Consider the following 15,330-nt stretch of genomic DNA (forward strand, 5'->3'; position numbering starts at 1 on the left):
CTTTCACCGCAGCGCGGCGGGGGCGTGCGGGGGCACCGCCGGCGTACGCGGGGGGACGGGGGCGACACGGGTGTACGGGGAGCCGAGTGCTGGGCGGGGGTCGGCCTCGCCCCGGTTGGGCCAGAACGACATGGCGCGCTCCGCCTGCGCGGTGATCGTCAGCGACGGGTTGACGCCCAGGTTCGCCGAGACCGCCGCGCCGTCCACCACGTGCAGCCCCGGGTGGCCGTACACCCGGTGCCACGGGTCGACGACGCCGTCGGCCGCCGTCGCGCCGATCACCGCCCCGCCGAGGATGTGCGCGGTCACCGGAATGTTGAACGGCTCGGTCACCGCGCCGCCGGGGGTGCCGTCGATCTCCTCGGCGAGCAGCCGGACCGCCTCGTTGCCGACCGGGATCCAGGTCGGGTTGGGCGCGCCGTGGCCAGGGCCGGAGACCAGGCGGCGACCCCGCCAGCGGGTGGTGAGCGAGTTGTCGACCGACTGCATGACGAGCGCGATGACTGTGCGTTCGGACCAGCCGCGGACCGACAGCATCCGCGCGGCCAGCCCCGGCTGCCGGACGATGCTGCCCAGCCAGCGCCGGACCCGGTGCGGGCCGCCGTCGACAAGCAGCGACTGGAGCAGTCCCATGGCGTTGGAGCCCTTGCCGTAGCGGACCGGCTCGATGTGGGTCTGCGGGTCGGGGTGGAACGAGCTGGTGATCGCCACGCCCTCGGAGAAGTCGAGGCCGCGCCGCCGGGCCGCCCCGGCGGCCACCGAGGCGCCGAGGATCGCCTCCGAGTTGGTGCGGGTCAGCTCGCCCAGCCGGGGCGAGAGCCCGGGCAGCGCGCCGGTCGCCCTCATCCGGTGCAGCAGCCGCTGGGTGCCGAGCGCGCCGGCGGCGAAGACCACCTGGTCGGCGTGGATCACCTCGCGACGCCTGCGCAGCCAGGCCCCGGTGCGCTCGGTGTGCACCGCGTAGCCGCCCGCCGGGTCGGGCCGCACGGCGGTCACCGTGGTCAGCGGGTGCACCTGCGCGCCGATCCGCTCGGCCAGCCAGAGGTAATTCTTGACGAGCGTGTTCTTCGCGCCGTGCCGGCAGCCGGTCATGCACGAGCCGCAGTGGCTGCACCCGGTGCGGTCGGGCCCGACCCCGCCGAAGTACGGGTCCGGCACCCGCTGCCCCGGCCGTCCGATATGCACGCCGACCGGGGTCGGGTGGAACGTGTGCGCCACGCCCATCCGCTCGGCCACCGCCCGCATGGCCCGGTCCGCGCCGGTGTCGACCGGGTACGCGGTGACGCCGAGCATCCGCTTCGCCTGGTCGTAGTGGCGGGCCAGTTCGTCGCGCCAGTCGGTGATGTCCCGCCACTGCGGGTCGGCGTAGAAGGCGTCAAGGGGCTCGTAGAGCGTGTTCGCGTAGACGAGCGAGCCGCCACCGACCCCGGCGCCGGAGAGCACGAGCACGCCGCCGCCGGTTTTCCGGTCGGCGGAGCGGAGCAGGGTGATCCGTTGCAGCCCGAAGCAGCCGAGCCGCGGCGCCCACAGGAACCGCCGTGCCTGCCAGGACGTCTTCGGGAACTCCTCGTCGGCGAAGCGCCGGCCGGCCTCCAGGACGCCCACCGAGTAGCCCTTCTCGGCCAGCCGGAGCGCGGTGACGCCGCCGCCGAAGCCCGATCCGATGACGACCACGTCGTAGCGCATGAACGCATCATTACCGACGGGTAGCTATGGCGCCAGGACGAGTTTTTCGCAGATCATGCAGAGCGCTCGACCGCCGGTGCAACCTTCGGTGCCCCCGGCCGCGTCGAACTCCACGGGGAGAGGACGGAAACGTGACGAGACGACGCCTGCTGGGCCTGGCCGTCCTGGTGGTGGCACTGTTGGTCGCCGGCGGCGCGGTGGTGACCACCCGGCTGGTCGGGCACCACTCGCCGACCCGGGCCGCCGCGCCGGCCACCTCGCCACCCGGCTCACCCACGCCGGCCCCCACCACGGGCAGCCCGAGCCCGCCGCCCGGCGCCGACCTGACCGGCCCGCTCACCCTCATGCTCGTCGGCGTCGACACCCGGGTCAGCATCCCCGGCTGGGAGCCGCACGCCGACGCCGTGCTGCTGCTGCACGTGCCCGCCGGGCTGGACCGGGCGTACCTGTTCTCCCTCCCCCGCGACCTGGTGGTCGACATCCCGGCCTACCTGAAGGCCCGCTACCCGGGCGGGAAGACCAAGCTCACCCACGCGATGAGCTACGGCAGTCGCGTCCCCGGAGACAAGGCCCACCCCAGCACCGCGCAGGGGTACGAGCTGCTGCGTACCACCGTCTCCCGCTACACCGGGCTGCGCATCGACGCCGGCGCCGTGATCACCTTCGGCGGCTTCGACAAGCTTGTGGACACGCTCGGCGGCGTCGACCTCTACGTCGACCAGAAGGTCGCCTCCCGGCACCGCCGCCCGGACGGGAAGATGCGACCGCTGAGCGGAGGCGGCTATCACGGGCCGCAGATGGTCTACCAGAAGGGCAACCGGCACCTCGTCGGCTGGCAGGCGCTCGACTACGCGCGGCAGCGCTACACCGCGGGCGGCGACTACACCCGGCAGCGGCACCAGCAGCAGCTCGTCCGCGCGCTGGCCGGCAAGCTCGTCGAGCAGGGCACGGCCCGCGACCCGCAGCGGGTCGAGCAGGTCGTCGCCGCGCTCGGCAAGACCCTGGTGTACGTCGGGGGCGGGCGGAAGCTCATCGACTTCTCCTACGCCCTGGGCGGCCTGCCGACCGACCGGATCACCCTGGTCGGGCTCCCCGGCTCCGGGGTGGGCAGCGGCGGGTCCTACCGCGGCGAGCAGCTCCAGAAGCTGGGCCGCGACTTCCTCCCCGCGCTGCGCGGCGGCCGGGCCGAGGCGTACCTGTCCGCGCACCCGTCCCTGCGCGTCAAGACCTGAGGTGTTAGGCGGGGGCCCCTTTTATGCAGAAAGCGTTAACAGGGGCCCCCGCCTTACTTCGGCTTGGGGGCGGCGGGGCGCTCGGTGCCGAACAGCCAGGCGTCGAAGAGCTTGTCGAGCTTCTTCCCGGACACCCGCTCCGCCAGCGCCACGAAGTCCGCAGTGGTGGCGTTGCCGTCCTTCCGCTCCGCCGCCCAGGTGCGCAGGATCGTGAAGAACGCGGTGTCGCCCACCGCCACCCGCAGCGCGTGCACGGTCATCCCGCCCCGGTCGTAGACCGAGCTGCCGAACAGGTTCTCCACCCCCGGCTTGCCCGGCGGCGTCCGCCAGAGCAGCGCGGACGCACCGGCGTACTTCTGCTCGAACGTGCGCTGCACGGTCGACTTTCCGGTGTGCTCGGCCCACAGCCACTCCGCGTACGTGGCCAGCCCCTCGTTGAGCCAGATGTCCTGCCAGCGCCGGATCGAGACGCTGTCGCCGTACCACTGGTGGGCCAGCTCGTGCGCCACCACGTCGGTGTTGTCGCCCCGACGGAAGAAGCTGGACCCGTAGACCGGCCGGCTCTGCGTCTCCAGCGCGTACCGGATCCGGCTGTCCGCCACCACCACGCCCCCGTACGCGCCGAACGGGTACGGCCCGAAGATGCTCTCCAGGTAGTCGGCGACCTCGACGGTGCGGGCGATCGAACGGTCCGGCGCGCCCTCCGGCAGTTGGGTGGTGACCGCGCTCCAGACCGGGCGGCCCTTGTGCTCGGCGGTGGTGACGCGGAACTTCCCGATCACCACGGTGGTCAGGTAGCTGGCCATCGGCGAGCCCTCCGACCAGCGCCAGGTGGTCCAGTCGCCGGCGGTCGTCTTTCCCTTCGGCACGCCGTTGCCGACCGCCGTCAACCCCTTCGGCACGGTGATCTCGACGTCGTAGGTGGCCTTGTCCGACGGGTGGTCGTTGACCGGAAACCAGGTGCTCGCCGACTGCGGCTGGCCGAGCGCGATCGCCCCGTCCGCGGTGTGCAGCCAGCCGCCCTCGCCGAGCGCCTCGCTGCGCAGCGCCTCGGGCCTGCCGCCGTACCGGATCTCGGCGACGAACCCGTTGCCGGAGGTGAGGCCGGCGGCCGGCGTGACCACCAGTTCGTCGTCGGTGCGGGCGTGCCGGGCGGCGGCGCCGTCCACGGTGACCGAGCGGACGGTGAGCCCGGCCAGGTCCAGGTTGAACGCGGACAGGTCGGCGGTCGCGGTGGCCCGCACCGTGGTGGTGCCGGTGAGCTTGTCGGTGTCCGGGTCGTAACGCACCTTGATCGTGTAGCTCGCGACGTCGTAGCCGCCGTTGCCGTAGGTGGGGAAGTAGGCGTCGCCGGCGCCGGCCGCGCCGGGCGCGAAGCTGCGGGCGGCGGTCGGACCGGATTCGGAGGGCACCGCGGCGCTCCGGTCCGGCTCGGCTGATCCGCAGCCGGCCAGCAGCAGCGTCCCGCAGGCCAGCAGCCCGAGCCGTCGTCGTCCGCCGCGCCGCGCCATCGCCTCGATCCTTCCCCGGACCCCGTTCGGCGGCCCCGCCCCAGGGCCGCTTCGCCCGCGGCAGCCTACCCAGTGCCGATCACGCCCGCGTCACGGCAGCCCCGCGTCCCGGCGGGCTCGCATCAGGACAGCCCCGCGTCCCGGCAGGCTCGCATCAGGGCAGGCCCGGCGGGGTCGCGCCGACCAGCCAGGCGTCGAGGAGCGCGCGCAGCGGGCGGCCGGCGGCCCGCTCCGCGTACCCGATGAAGTCGGCGGTGGTGGCGTTGCCGCCGCGTCGCTCGACCAGCCACCCGCGCAGCACGCGGAAGAACGTGTCGTCGCCGACCGCGCGGCGCAGCGCGTGCACCGCGAGCGCGCCCCGCTGGTAGACCGCGTCACCGAACATCCCGGCCCGGCCCGGGTCGACCGACGGCTTCGACCAGTCGGTGGCGGCGTACCGGTCGGCGACGGTCCGCGCCACGGTCCGCCCGCCGTCGTGCTCGGCCCAGAGCCATTCGGCGTACGTGGCGAAGCCCTCGTTGAGCCAGATGTCGCTCCACCGGGCCACCGACACGCTGTCGCCGAACCACTGGTGGGCCAGCTCGTGCGCGACCACCTCGGTGTTCGGCCGACCGCCGCGGAAGAAGCCCGGCCCGTAGACCGGGCGGGTCTGGGTCTCCAGCGCGTACCGGATCCGGTCGTCGGCCACCGCCACCCCGCCGTACGCGTCGAACGGGTACGGCCCGAAGCGCGCGGCCAGGAAGTCCACGACCTCGCCGGTGCGGGCCACCGACGCGGCGGCCGGACCGTCCGCGGGCAGCGTCGCGGCGACGGCGGTGACGAGCGGCTTGCCGTCGTGGGTGCCGGTGGTGACCCGGTAGTCGCCGATCACCAGCGTGGTCAGGTAACTGGCCATCGGCGAGCGCTCCGACCAGCGCCACGTGGTCCAGCCGCCGGCGGTCGTCCGCCCCTTCGGGACGCCGTTGGCGAGCGCGGCGAGCCCGTCCGGCACGGTGACCGCGACGTCGTAGGTGGCCTTGTCCGACGGGTGGTCGTTGACCGGGTACCAGGTGCTCGCCGACTGCGGCTGGCCGAGCGCGATCGCCCCGTCCGGCGTGTGGTGGAAACCGCCGTCGCCCAGCTCGGGGTCGGGCAGCGCCCGGGGCACCCCGCCGTAGGCCACCTCGACGGTGAACCGCTTCCCGGCCGGCAGCCCGTGCGCGGGCGTGACGATCAGCTCCGCGCCGTCCCGCCGGCGCTTCGCCGGCTCGCCGTCCACGCGGACCTGGTCCACGTCGAGGCCGGCAAGGTCGAGGTGGAACCGGGACAGCGCGGTGGTGGCGGTCGCGGTCAGCGTGGCGGTGCCGGTGAGCCGGTCGTCGGCCGGGTCGTAGCGGACGTCGAGCGCGTAGTGCCCGACGTCGTAGCCGCCGTTGCCGGCCCCCGGCACGTACGGGTCACCGGCGTCCGCCGCGCCGGGTCGGAACCCGCCGTCGTCGTCACCGTCCCCGCCCGTGCATCCGCCCGCCGCGAGCGCCACCGCCAGCACGCCCGCCGCCCAGACCCGTCTCCGTGCCACCCATCGACCCTAGGCCGTACGACGGCGTCGACCCCGCCGGTCGCGGCGAAACGGTTGCCGCGACCGGCGGGGCCGACCAGGTGCGGGAGACCGGTCAGCGGTCCAGGACCAGGCTGACCTTCTGGAACTCCTTGAGGTCGCGGTAGCCGCACTTGGCCATCGCGCGGCGCAGGCCACCGAAGAGGTTGAGCTGGCCGTCCGGCTCGTCGGCCGGGCCGAACAGCAGCTTCTCCATCGAGCCGAGCGGCTCACCGGACACCTCGAACGCGCCCCGGGGCAGCGACGGGTGGCTGGCCGCCGAGTGCCACCAGGCGCCGCCGGCCGGCGCCTCCGCGCAGAGCGAGAGCGGCTCGCCGAGCATCACCGCGTCCGCGCCGCAGCCGAGCGCCTTGGCGATGTCGCCGGAGGTCTGCATGTCGCCGTCGGCGATCAGGTGCACGTACCGGCCACCGGTCTCGTCCAGGTAGTCGCGGCGGGCCGCGGCGGCATCGGCGATCGCGGTGGCCATCGGCACCCGGATGCCGAGCACCGACTCGGTGGTCGACCAGTCGTCGCCGCCGATGCCCACGATCACGCCGGCCGCGCCGGTGCGCATCAGGTGCAGCGCGGTCTTGTAGTCGGTGCAGCCGCCGACGATGACCGGCAGGTCGAGGTCGGCGATGAACTCCTTGAGGTTGAGCGGCTCGTCGGTGGTGGAGACGTGCTCGGCGGAGACGAGGGTGCCCTGGATGACCAGGATGTCCACGCCGGCGTCGAGGATCACCGGGGCCAGCGCCAGGGTGTGCTGCGGCGAGACCCGGACCGCCACCGTGCCGCCGCCGGCCCGCAGCTCGCGGACCCGCTCGGCGATCAGGTCGGGACGGATCGGCTCGGCGTAGACCTCCTGGAGCCGCTTGGTGGTGCGGGCGTCCTCGCCCAGGCCGGCCAGCTCCTCCAGGATCTTGGTGGGGTTCTCGTACCGGGTCCAGAGGCCCTCGACGTTGAGCACGCCGAGTCCGCCCAGCTCACCGAGGCGCACCGCGGAGGCGGGGCTCATGGTGGCGTCCGAGGGGTGCGCGACGCAGGGGATGCCGAACGGGTAGGCGTCGAGCTGCCACGCGGTGGAGACGTCGTCGACGTCCCGGGTGCGGCGGCTCGGCACGATGGCGATGTCGTCCAGGTGGTAACCGCGCTGCGCGGTCTTGCCCAGCCCGATCTCGACCACGTCACGCATGGATGCTCCAGGTGTGTTCGGGGGTGGTGGGAGGGGTCAGCGGGAGTGGTAGTTGGGCGCTTCGACGGTCATCTGGATGTCGTGCGGGTGGCTCTCCTTGAGCCCGGCCGCGGTGATCCGGATGAGCTGTCCACGCCGGTGCAGCTCCGGGATGCTCTCCGCGCCGACGTATCCCATCGCGGCGCGCAGGCCGCCGGTGAGCTGGTGGGCGACCTGGGCCAGCGGACCGCGGTAGGGCACCTGACCCTCGACGCCCTCGGGGACCAGCTTGTCCTCGGCCATCACGTCCTGCTGGAAGTAGCGGTCCTTGGAGTAGGACTTGCCCTGACCGCGGGACTGCATCGCGCCGAGCGAGCCCATCCCCCGGTACGCCTTGTACTGCTTGCCGTTGATGAAGATCAGCTCGCCGGGGCTCTCCTCGCAGCCGGCCAGCAGGCTGCCGAGCATCACCGCGTCGGCGCCGGCCACCAGCGCCTTGGCGATGTCGCCGGAGTATTGGATGCCGCCGTCGCCGATCACCGGCACGCCGGCCGGGCGGGCGGCCCGGGCCGCCTCCATGATCGCGGTGACCTGCGGCACGCCCACCCCGGCCACGATCCGGGTGGTGCAGATGGCGCCCGGCCCGACGCCCACCTTGATGCCGTCGGCGCCGGCGTCGACGAGCGCTTTCGCGCCCGCGTACGTGGCGATGTTGCCGCCCACGATGTCGACGGTCACGTCCCGCTTGAGCCGGGCGACCATCTCCAGCACGGCCCGCTGGTGGCCGTGCGCGGTGTCCACGACGACCACGTCCACACCGGCGTCGACCAGGGCACGGGCCCGCTTGTAGCCGTCCTCGCCCACGCCGACCGCGGCGGCGACCCGGAGCCGGCCCGCCTCGTCCTTGGTGGCGTTCGGGTACTGCTCGCTCTTGGTGAAGTCCTTGACCGTGATCAGGCCGCGCAGCTTGCCGGCGTCGTCGACGATCGGCAGCTTCTCCACCTTGTGCCGGCGCAGCAGGGCGAGCGCCTCGTCCTTGCTCACCCCGACCGGCGCGGTGATCAACGGGGTGCGGGTCATGATGTCGCGGACCGGCGTGGCCGGGTCGGAGACGAAGCGCATGTCACGGTTGGTGACGATGCCGACCAGTTGCCCCTGGCCGTCGACGAGCGGGACGCCGGAGATGCGGTAACGACCGCAGAGCGCGTCGACGTCGCGGAGCGTGTCGTCCGGGCTGGCGGTCACCGGGTTGGTGATCATGCCGGACTCGGAGCGCTTCACCAGGTCCACCTGGAGCGCCTGGTCCTCGACGGACAGGTTGCGGTGCAGCACGCCGATGCCGCCCTGGCGGGCCATGGCGATCGCCATCCGCCCCTCGGTGACGGTGTCCATCGCGCTGGAGAGCAGCGGCACGGTCAGCTCGATGGTGCGGGTGAGCCGGGTCCGGGTGTTGACCCGGCTGGGCACCACGTCCGACTCGCCCGGCTGGAGGAGCACGTCGTCGAAGGTCAGCCCGAGCGGCACCACCCGGGCGGAGCCGGCCGGCAGCTCGGGCAGATGGCCGCCCAGCTCGCCGTCCGGGCCGGTCGGGATCTCGGTGCTGGGCGAATTCTCCACGATTGCTCCCCTAGGTGACGGCGCGTCGCCTCATCGTACCCATTGGCCCGGCCGGCTCCGGCCGGTGGCGGGCCCTGCGTAGGCCGGGCCACAGCGCGGCCGGGGGCGGGCTTTCCGGCGGCGCGGGGTCTACGGTGAGGGGGTGCACGACGAGCCCATCGACCCGTTCAACGGCGACCCGGCCGATCCGGCTGCCGGCCTGCACGATTCCGGCGAGGAGGACGCACTCGACCCGCTGACCGAGGTCGAGCGACAGGACGTGCTCGAGGATCTGGCCGACCTGGAGATCTACCAGGCGCTGCTCCAGCCGATCGGGGTGCGCGGCCTGGTGATCGAGTGTGAGGACTGTCGCGAGCCGCACTACTTCGACTGGGATCTGCTCCGGGGCAACCTGCGGCACCTGCTCAACTCGGGCCGCCCCCGGGTGCACGAGCCGGCCTACGACCCGGATCCCGACCACTACGTGAGTTGGGACTACGCCCGCGGCTACGCGGACGGCGTGCACGACACCCTCACCGAGGGCACCGACGACGCCACCACGGAGTGACGCCCCACCACTGATCAGGCCACCAGGCCGGCCCGGAAGCCGGCGGCCACGGCGTGCGCCCGGTCGCGTGCGCCGAGCTTGCGGAACAGCCGCCGGGCGTGCGTCTTGACCGTGTCCTCGGAGACGAACAGCTCCCGCCCGATCTCCGCGTTGCTCTTGCCCTCCGCCATGCCGAGCAGCACCTGAAGCTCGCGTTCGGTGAGCCCGACCGCGCCGCGCGGTGACCGCGCCGGGCGCTGGCCGGGACCCGGCTGGGGCGTCTCCGCCCCGTCCGGGGCCGGGTCGTTGGCGTCCTCGCCGCGCTGCACCGGCACCATCGTGGGCAGGCCCGCGGCATCCGTCGGCGTCCCCGGCCAGCCCGGCCCACCGGGGGTACGCCCCAGCGCCGTCGCCCGGACCGGCCCGCCCACCGCCGCCGCGTCCCGGGCGGTGTCGGCCACCCGGTTCCGGTGGGCCCGGCCGGGGGCGGAGAGCAGCAGCAGGGCCTTCGCCACCGCGCTGGTCAGGTCGTGGTCCGCGTTCTGGATCAGACCGCGCGCACCGGCGCTGATGGTGGCCGCCGCCGACTCCGACTCCTCGACGCCGAGCAGCAGCACCGCGGCCTGCGGGGCGCGGGCCAGCACCCGACGCACGAAGCCGGCGCTGTCCGGCCGGGTCAGGGCGGTGTCGGCGAGCACCACGTCCACCGGGCGCTCGGCCAGCCGCAGCATCACCTCGGGATCGGACACTGCCGTCCGGACGACGCCGGACAGCCCGAGCCGCGCCGCCGCCGAGGTCAGATGCTGGGCCGCCAATGGTGTCCGAACGCACACGAGAACGCTACGCACAGTGGGCTCCTCTCCGACTCAGAGCAGACCACGTGCGGCTCCGGTCGGGAGGGGGTTCCGGGCAATCATCCGAACTTTTCCGGCATATGGGTCATATGACACCGGTTGTCCGAGCTTTTCGATCACACATGTGTGAGCCGGGGACGGCTCGGGTACCGAGACGTTCATCCGGAACCGGCATCCCGCGCGGACCGCCGCCCGGTAGCTGGCCACGAACATTCTCCGCGGTGCCGCGCGGGAGGAGGGGTGCTGATGTCGAACGTACGTAGGCTGCCTGGACCCATCGTCGACCTGTGGGACTGGCAGCGGCTCGGCGCGTGCCGGGGCCGCGACAGCGCCCAGTTCTTCCACCCGGACGGCGAGCGCGGCTCGTCCCGGCTGCGCCGCGAGTCCGGCGCGAAGTCGGTCTGCCGCGCCTGCCCGGTGCGCGCCGAGTGCGCCGCGCATGCCCTCGCCGTCCGCGAGCCGTACGGCGTCTGGGGCGGATTCAGCGAGTCCGAGCGGCTGCGGCTGCTCGCCCTCGGTTGGGAGGACCTGGCCGACCGCCGGCAGTCCCAGGTGGACGTCGCCCGGCTCGAGGCCCGCCTCGGCCGGTCGCACAAGACCGCCGTGCCGGACCAGCGCAAGGTCGCCTGAATCAAGGTCGCCTGACGCAGGGTTGCCCGAACCGCCACACCTCCGCCGCCGTGTCCCCGCATTTCCGGGACACGGCGGCGTTTCTTCGCCCGAGCCGCCATCCGGGCCAGGCGTCTGCGCCGCCTTCCACCCGCCACCCCCGGCCGATCCGCGGAGACCACGGTGAGCACCCGCCCGACCCGGTAGCCCGAGACCCGGCCTGCCCCGCGCCAGGGAGTACCCGTCCGGCGCCTACAAACTTGATGACGCAGGTGACTCAGGCAGCGGACCCGGAGGTGTTCCGCAGCACGACGCCGCCGGCCAGCCGAAGCCGAACCATTGACGCCATCAACTTGCCAGGCAGTTGCGAACGACGGCCGGGCCAGCCCGCGCGGTGACGTCCGGGCCGGCCAGTTGGCTGGGCGGGACGCCGTGACGCCCGGCTGGCCGGCCCACGGGCCGGCGGCGGCGACCGGGACGGGTCAGGGCACGGTCACCTTGACGGTGTGCCAGCCGGTCGCGCCGTCCGGGGCCACCGGGCTGCGGCGCTCCGGCTGCGTCTCGCCGGCCGCGTCGGTGGCCCGTACCGCGAGGGTGTGCTCGCCCGGCGTCGCGTCCCAGCGCCACGACCACTGGACCCAGGTGTCCGACGACACCGCCGGGGCCAGCGTCGCCTCGCGCCAGGGGCCGTCGTCGACCCGTACCTCCACCCGGCGGATGCCCCGGTGCTGCGCCCACGCCACGCCCGCGACCGTCACCGGGCCGGCGGCGGGTCGGCTGCGCGCTCGCGGCGTGTCGATCCGGGACTGCGTCTTCACCGGGCCCTGCGCGGACCAGCCACGCGGCACCCAGTACGCGTCGAAGTCGGCGAAGCTGGTCAGCTCCAGTTCCGTCACCCACTTGCACGCGGAGACGTACCCGTAGAGGCCGGGCACCACCATCCGCACCGGGAAGCCGTGTTCGATCGGCAGTGGCTCGCCGTTCATCCCCACCGCGAGCAGCGCGTCCCGCCCGTCGCGCAGCACCGACGTGGGGGTGCCGCAGGTCCAGCCGTCGACCGCGCGCCCGACCACCTGGTCCGCGCCGTCCTCCGGGTCGGCCTCGTCCAGCAGTTCCTTGAGCGGTACGCCGAGCCAGCGGGCGTTGCCGATGAGGTCGCCACCCACCTCGTTGGAGACGCAGGCAAGCGTCACGTAGCGCTCGACCATCGGCCGGGCGAGCAGGTCGTCGAAGCTCAGCTCGATCGGGTTGCGGACCCGGCCGTGGATGCGCAGCCGCCAGGTGACCGGGTCCACCTGCGGCACCACGAGCGCGGTGTCGATCCGGTAGAACTCCCGGTTGGGCGTGACGTAGGGGGCGAGCCGGGGCAGGGACAGGTCCGCGCCGGCCGGCACCGGTGGGGCCGGTGTCGCCGGGGCGGGGAGCGTCACCGCCTCCCGCGCCGCCGAGACCCCCCGCCGGCCGGCCAGCCAGTGACCGCCGAGCCCGGCCACCACGGCCGCGCCGCTGACCAGGCCGGCGCCGCGCAGGAACCGGCGCCGCGACTCCGCGTCCCGACCCTCCAGCGGCTCCCAGCCACCCGGCGTCTCCTCCTCGCGTGCGAGCGCGGCCACCGCCGGAGGCGGCGGCGGCCGGTGCCGCGACGCGGGTCCGGGGACCGCCGGAGGCGGCGTGGGTCCGGGCGACGGCGTCCGTTCCGGGACCGCCGGAAGCGACGTGGGGCCGGGCCGGGACGCCGACGCGGGTCCGGTGGCGCCGCCGGAGAACGTCGCCGGGGCGGCCGGGTCGCGGTCCGGCCGCAGCGGGCCGGCCACGAACGCCCAGAGCGTGAGCCCGCCGAGGGCGGCGCCGACGAGCGAGGGCAGCGCGTCGAACGCGTTCGCGCCGGCCCGGGTCAGCGCGGCGGCCACCCCGAGCACGGCGAACGCGCCGATGCCGGCCAGGCCGACCGCCAGCCGCCGGGCCGCCGCCAGGCCGAGCAGCGCCGCGAAGCCGGCGAGCAGCAGCGCGGTCCCGACCAGCAGCGCGATCTTGTCGTACGTGCCGAAGAGGTCGATGGCGAACTGCTTGAGCGGCTCGGGCACCAGGTCGACCACGAGACCGCCGACGGCGATCAGCGGGGCGGACCGGGGACCGGTCAGGACGGCCACCGGCTCGGCGACACCGAGTGCCACCACGGCGGCGACGACACCGGCCAGGGCCGCGGAACGGCGGGAGATCGTGCTCACGCGGCCCAGTCTGGTCGACAGGTCGGGTCCGCTGCCAATTCCGTCAGCGTTCCGTAAGCGAATACGCCTCAGGGCACACCGCCGGCTCGGCGGTGTGCCCTGAGGTCGGGCTGTGTTCCTCGGGTCAGAAGCCCGGGCCGTGCTGGTGGCCGTGGCCGTGCGAGTGGCCGTGCCCACCGGCGGCGGCCGGCTCCGGCTCGGCCGGCTTCTCCACGATGAGGCTCTCCGTGGTGAGCAGCAGGCCGGCGATCGAGGCGGCGTTGGTGACCGCGTTGCGGGTCACCTTCACCGGGTCGAGGATGCCGGCCTTGGCCAGGTCGACGTATTCGCCGACGGCGGCGTCGAGGCCGGTGCCCCACTCCTGGCCGGCGACCTTCTGCACCACCACGTAGCCGTCGTGGCCGGCGTTCTGGGCGATCCAGCGCAGCGGCTCGACGAGCGCCTTGCGCACGATCGAGACGCCGACCTTCTCGTCACCGGTGAAGCCCAGGTCGTCGTCGAGCACCGGCAGGATCTGGGCCAGGGCGGCACCGCCACCCGGGACCGTACCCTCCTCCACCGCGGCCTTGGTCGCGGCGATGGCGTCCTCGATGCGGTGCTTGCGCTCCTTCATCTCGACCTCGGTGGCCGCGCCGACCTTGATCACCGCGATGCCGCCGGAGAGCTTCGCCAGCCGCTCGGCCAGCTTCTCCCGGTCCCACTCGGAGTCCGAGGCCTCGATCTCCTTGCGGATCTGGGCGACCCGGTCGGCGACCTCGGCGGACTGGCCGCCACCGTCGACGACGGTGGTGTTCTCCTTGTCGACCACGACGCGGCGGGCGGTGCCGAGCACCTCCAGGCCGACCTGGTCGAGCTTGTAGCCCAGCTCCGGGGCGACCAGCTCGGCGCCGGTCAGGATCGCCATGTCCTGGAGCATCGCCTTGCGCCGGTCGCCGAAGCCGGGGGCCTTCACCGCGCAGACCTTGACGGTCTTGCGGATGGCGTTGACCACGAGCGTGGACAGCGCCTGGCCCTCGACGTCCTCGGCGATGATGAGCAGCGGCTTGCTGTTCTGGAGGACCTTCTCCAGCAGCGGCAGCAGCTCCTCGATCGCCGAGATCTTCTGCGTCGTGATCAGGATGTACGGGTCCTCCAGGACCGACTCCTGACCCTCCGCGTCGGTGACGAAGTTCGGCGAGATGAAGCCCTTGTCGAACTGGAGCCCCTCGGTCACCTCCAGCTCGGTGGTGAGCGCGGAACCCTCCTCGACGGTGATCACACCGTCGCGGCCGACCCGCTCCATCGCCTCGGCGATCAGCTCGCCGATGGTGGCGTCCTGCGCGGAGACGGTCGCCACGTGCGCGATCGACTCCTTGCTGGCGACCTCGACGGCCCTGCCGAGCAACGCCTCGGAGACCTTCGTGGCCGCCGCGTCGATGCCCCGCTTCAGGGCGGTCGGGTTGGTGCCGGCGGCCACGTTGCGCAGGCCCTCGCGCACCATGGCCTGGGCCAGCACGGTCGCGGTGGTGGTCCCGTCGCCGGCGACGTCGTTCGTCTTCGTCGCCACCTCCTTGACCAGCTGCGCGCCGAGGTTCTCGTACGGGTTGGTGAGCTCGATCTCCTTGGCGATGGTCACACCGTCGTTGGTGATCGTGGGCACACCGAACTTCTTGTCCAGGACGACGTTGCGCCCGCGGGGGCCGAGGGTGACCTTGACCGCGTCCGCGAGGGCGTTGACACCGTGCTCGAGCAGGTGCCGGGCGTCATCCGAGAAGCTCAGGATCTTTGCCATCAGTATCCCTTCGAAGCATCGTTGCCCCGGCCCGGCGAGCCGGACCGGGGCAACGACACTGATCGGTTGCTTACTTCTCGATGACCGCGAGGACGTCGCGGGCGGAGAGCACCAGGTACTCCTCGCCGGCGTACTTGACCTCGGTGCCGCCGTACTTCGAGTAGAGAACGGTGTCGCCGACCTTCACGTCGACCGGCACGCGGTTGCCCTTGTCGTCGATCCGGCCCGGGCCGACAGCGAGGACGGTGCCCTCCTGCGGCTTCTCCTTGGCGGTGTCGGGGATCACGATGCCCGAGGCGGTGGTGGTCTCGGCCTCGTTCGCCTGCACCACGATGCGGTCCTCGAGCGGCTTGATCGCAACCTTGGTCGCGGTAGTCACGGGCATACCCTCCTGGGGTACTTGGTGTCGTTACCGGTCGGCACGCCGACCAGCGTCAATCTGCCACATGCCACCGGGCGGGGCCGTCGTCGCGGGTGCCGGTCCGCCTGGCGTTCAACCCCCGGACACCAGGGCCCGGGCGTTGGCACCCTCAGGGTGAGAGTGCT

General features: G+C 73.4%; 12 protein-coding genes. 3 read left to right on the forward strand and 9 right to left on the reverse strand.

Going from position 1 to position 15,330, the window contains the following annotated elements; all coding sequences use genetic code 11:
* Nucleotides 1–3 precede the first annotated feature (3 nt).
* Nucleotides 4–1,686, reverse strand: a complete 1,683-nt coding sequence (locus tag O7613_RS21330) for a GMC family oxidoreductase (RefSeq protein WP_282289721.1) — start codon at nt 1,684–1,686, stop codon at nt 4–6.
* A gap of 131 nt (nt 1,687–1,817) precedes the next feature.
* On the opposite strand from O7613_RS21330, the gene O7613_RS21335 reads away from it, so the two are divergent.
* A complete protein-coding gene (locus O7613_RS21335; RefSeq protein WP_282289722.1) occupies nt 1,818–2,918 on the forward strand; it encodes an LCP family protein in 1,101 nt (366 codons plus the stop codon).
* A 53-nt stretch (nt 2,919–2,971) separates the two neighbouring features.
* Here the strand turns inward: O7613_RS21335 and O7613_RS21340 are convergent, their stop codons facing one another.
* The 4 genes from O7613_RS21340 to guaB form a co-directional block, all read right to left on the reverse strand.
* Nucleotides 2,972–4,429, reverse strand: a complete 1,458-nt coding sequence (locus tag O7613_RS21340; protein ID WP_281586686.1) for a M1 family metallopeptidase — start codon at nt 4,427–4,429, stop codon at nt 2,972–2,974.
* Nucleotides 4,430–4,583: 154 nt separating this feature from the next.
* On the reverse strand, nt 4,584–5,954 hold the full coding sequence (locus O7613_RS21345; RefSeq protein WP_282294587.1) for a M1 family metallopeptidase: 1,371 nt from the start codon (nt 5,952–5,954) through the stop codon (nt 4,584–4,586).
* 127 nt (nt 5,955–6,081) lie between these two features.
* Nucleotides 6,082–7,200, reverse strand: coding sequence for a GuaB3 family IMP dehydrogenase-related protein (locus tag O7613_RS21350; protein ID WP_281586685.1), 1,119 nt, complete (start codon nt 7,198–7,200; stop codon nt 6,082–6,084).
* A gap of 36 nt (nt 7,201–7,236) precedes the next feature.
* Entirely contained in the window at nt 7,237–8,796 is a 1,560-nt protein-coding gene (gene guaB / locus O7613_RS21355; RefSeq protein WP_281586684.1) for an IMP dehydrogenase, read from the reverse strand.
* 142 nt (nt 8,797–8,938) lie between these two features.
* Between guaB and O7613_RS21360 the strand changes: the two genes are divergently transcribed.
* The gene (locus O7613_RS21360) at nt 8,939–9,343 is read left to right on the forward strand and encodes a DUF5319 domain-containing protein (RefSeq protein ID WP_281586683.1); all 405 of its coding nucleotides are present in this window, start codon (nt 8,939–8,941) and stop codon (nt 9,341–9,343) included.
* Between the two features lie 14 nt (nt 9,344–9,357).
* On the opposite strand, the gene O7613_RS21365 is transcribed toward O7613_RS21360, so the two are convergent.
* The gene (locus tag O7613_RS21365; RefSeq protein ID WP_281586682.1) at nt 9,358–10,170 is read right to left on the reverse strand and encodes a response regulator transcription factor; all 813 of its coding nucleotides are present in this window, start codon (nt 10,168–10,170) and stop codon (nt 9,358–9,360) included.
* A 252-nt stretch (nt 10,171–10,422) separates the two neighbouring features.
* Between O7613_RS21365 and O7613_RS21370 the strand changes: the two genes are divergently transcribed.
* On the forward strand, nt 10,423–10,806 hold the full coding sequence (locus O7613_RS21370; RefSeq protein ID WP_281586681.1) for a WhiB family transcriptional regulator: 384 nt from the start codon (nt 10,423–10,425) through the stop codon (nt 10,804–10,806).
* A 461-nt stretch (nt 10,807–11,267) separates the two neighbouring features.
* Here the strand turns inward: O7613_RS21370 and O7613_RS21375 are convergent, their stop codons facing one another.
* The 3 genes from O7613_RS21375 to groES all read right to left on the reverse strand — a co-directional run bounded on the left by O7613_RS21375 (nt 11,268) and on the right by groES (nt 15,169).
* Nucleotides 11,268–13,013 carry a sulfite oxidase gene (locus tag O7613_RS21375; RefSeq protein WP_282289723.1) on the reverse strand — a complete coding sequence of 582 codons (1,746 nt, stop codon included), beginning with the start codon at nt 13,011–13,013 and terminating at the stop codon, nt 11,268–11,270.
* Nucleotides 13,014–13,137: 124 nt separating this feature from the next.
* On the reverse strand, nt 13,138–14,784 hold the full coding sequence (gene groL / locus O7613_RS21380) for a chaperonin GroEL (protein ID WP_282289724.1): 1,647 nt from the start codon (nt 14,782–14,784) through the stop codon (nt 13,138–13,140).
* Nucleotides 14,785–14,854: 70 nt separating this feature from the next.
* Nucleotides 14,855–15,169: a co-chaperone GroES gene (gene groES / locus O7613_RS21385; protein WP_088998427.1), complete on the reverse strand. Its 315-nt coding sequence runs from the start codon at nt 15,167–15,169 to the stop codon at nt 14,855–14,857.
* Between the last annotated feature and the right edge of the window lie 161 nt (nt 15,170–15,330).

The sequence above is a fragment of the Micromonospora sp. WMMD975 genome (assembly GCF_029581215.1).
Classification (GTDB): Bacteria; Actinomycetota; Actinomycetes; order Mycobacteriales; family Micromonosporaceae; genus Micromonospora.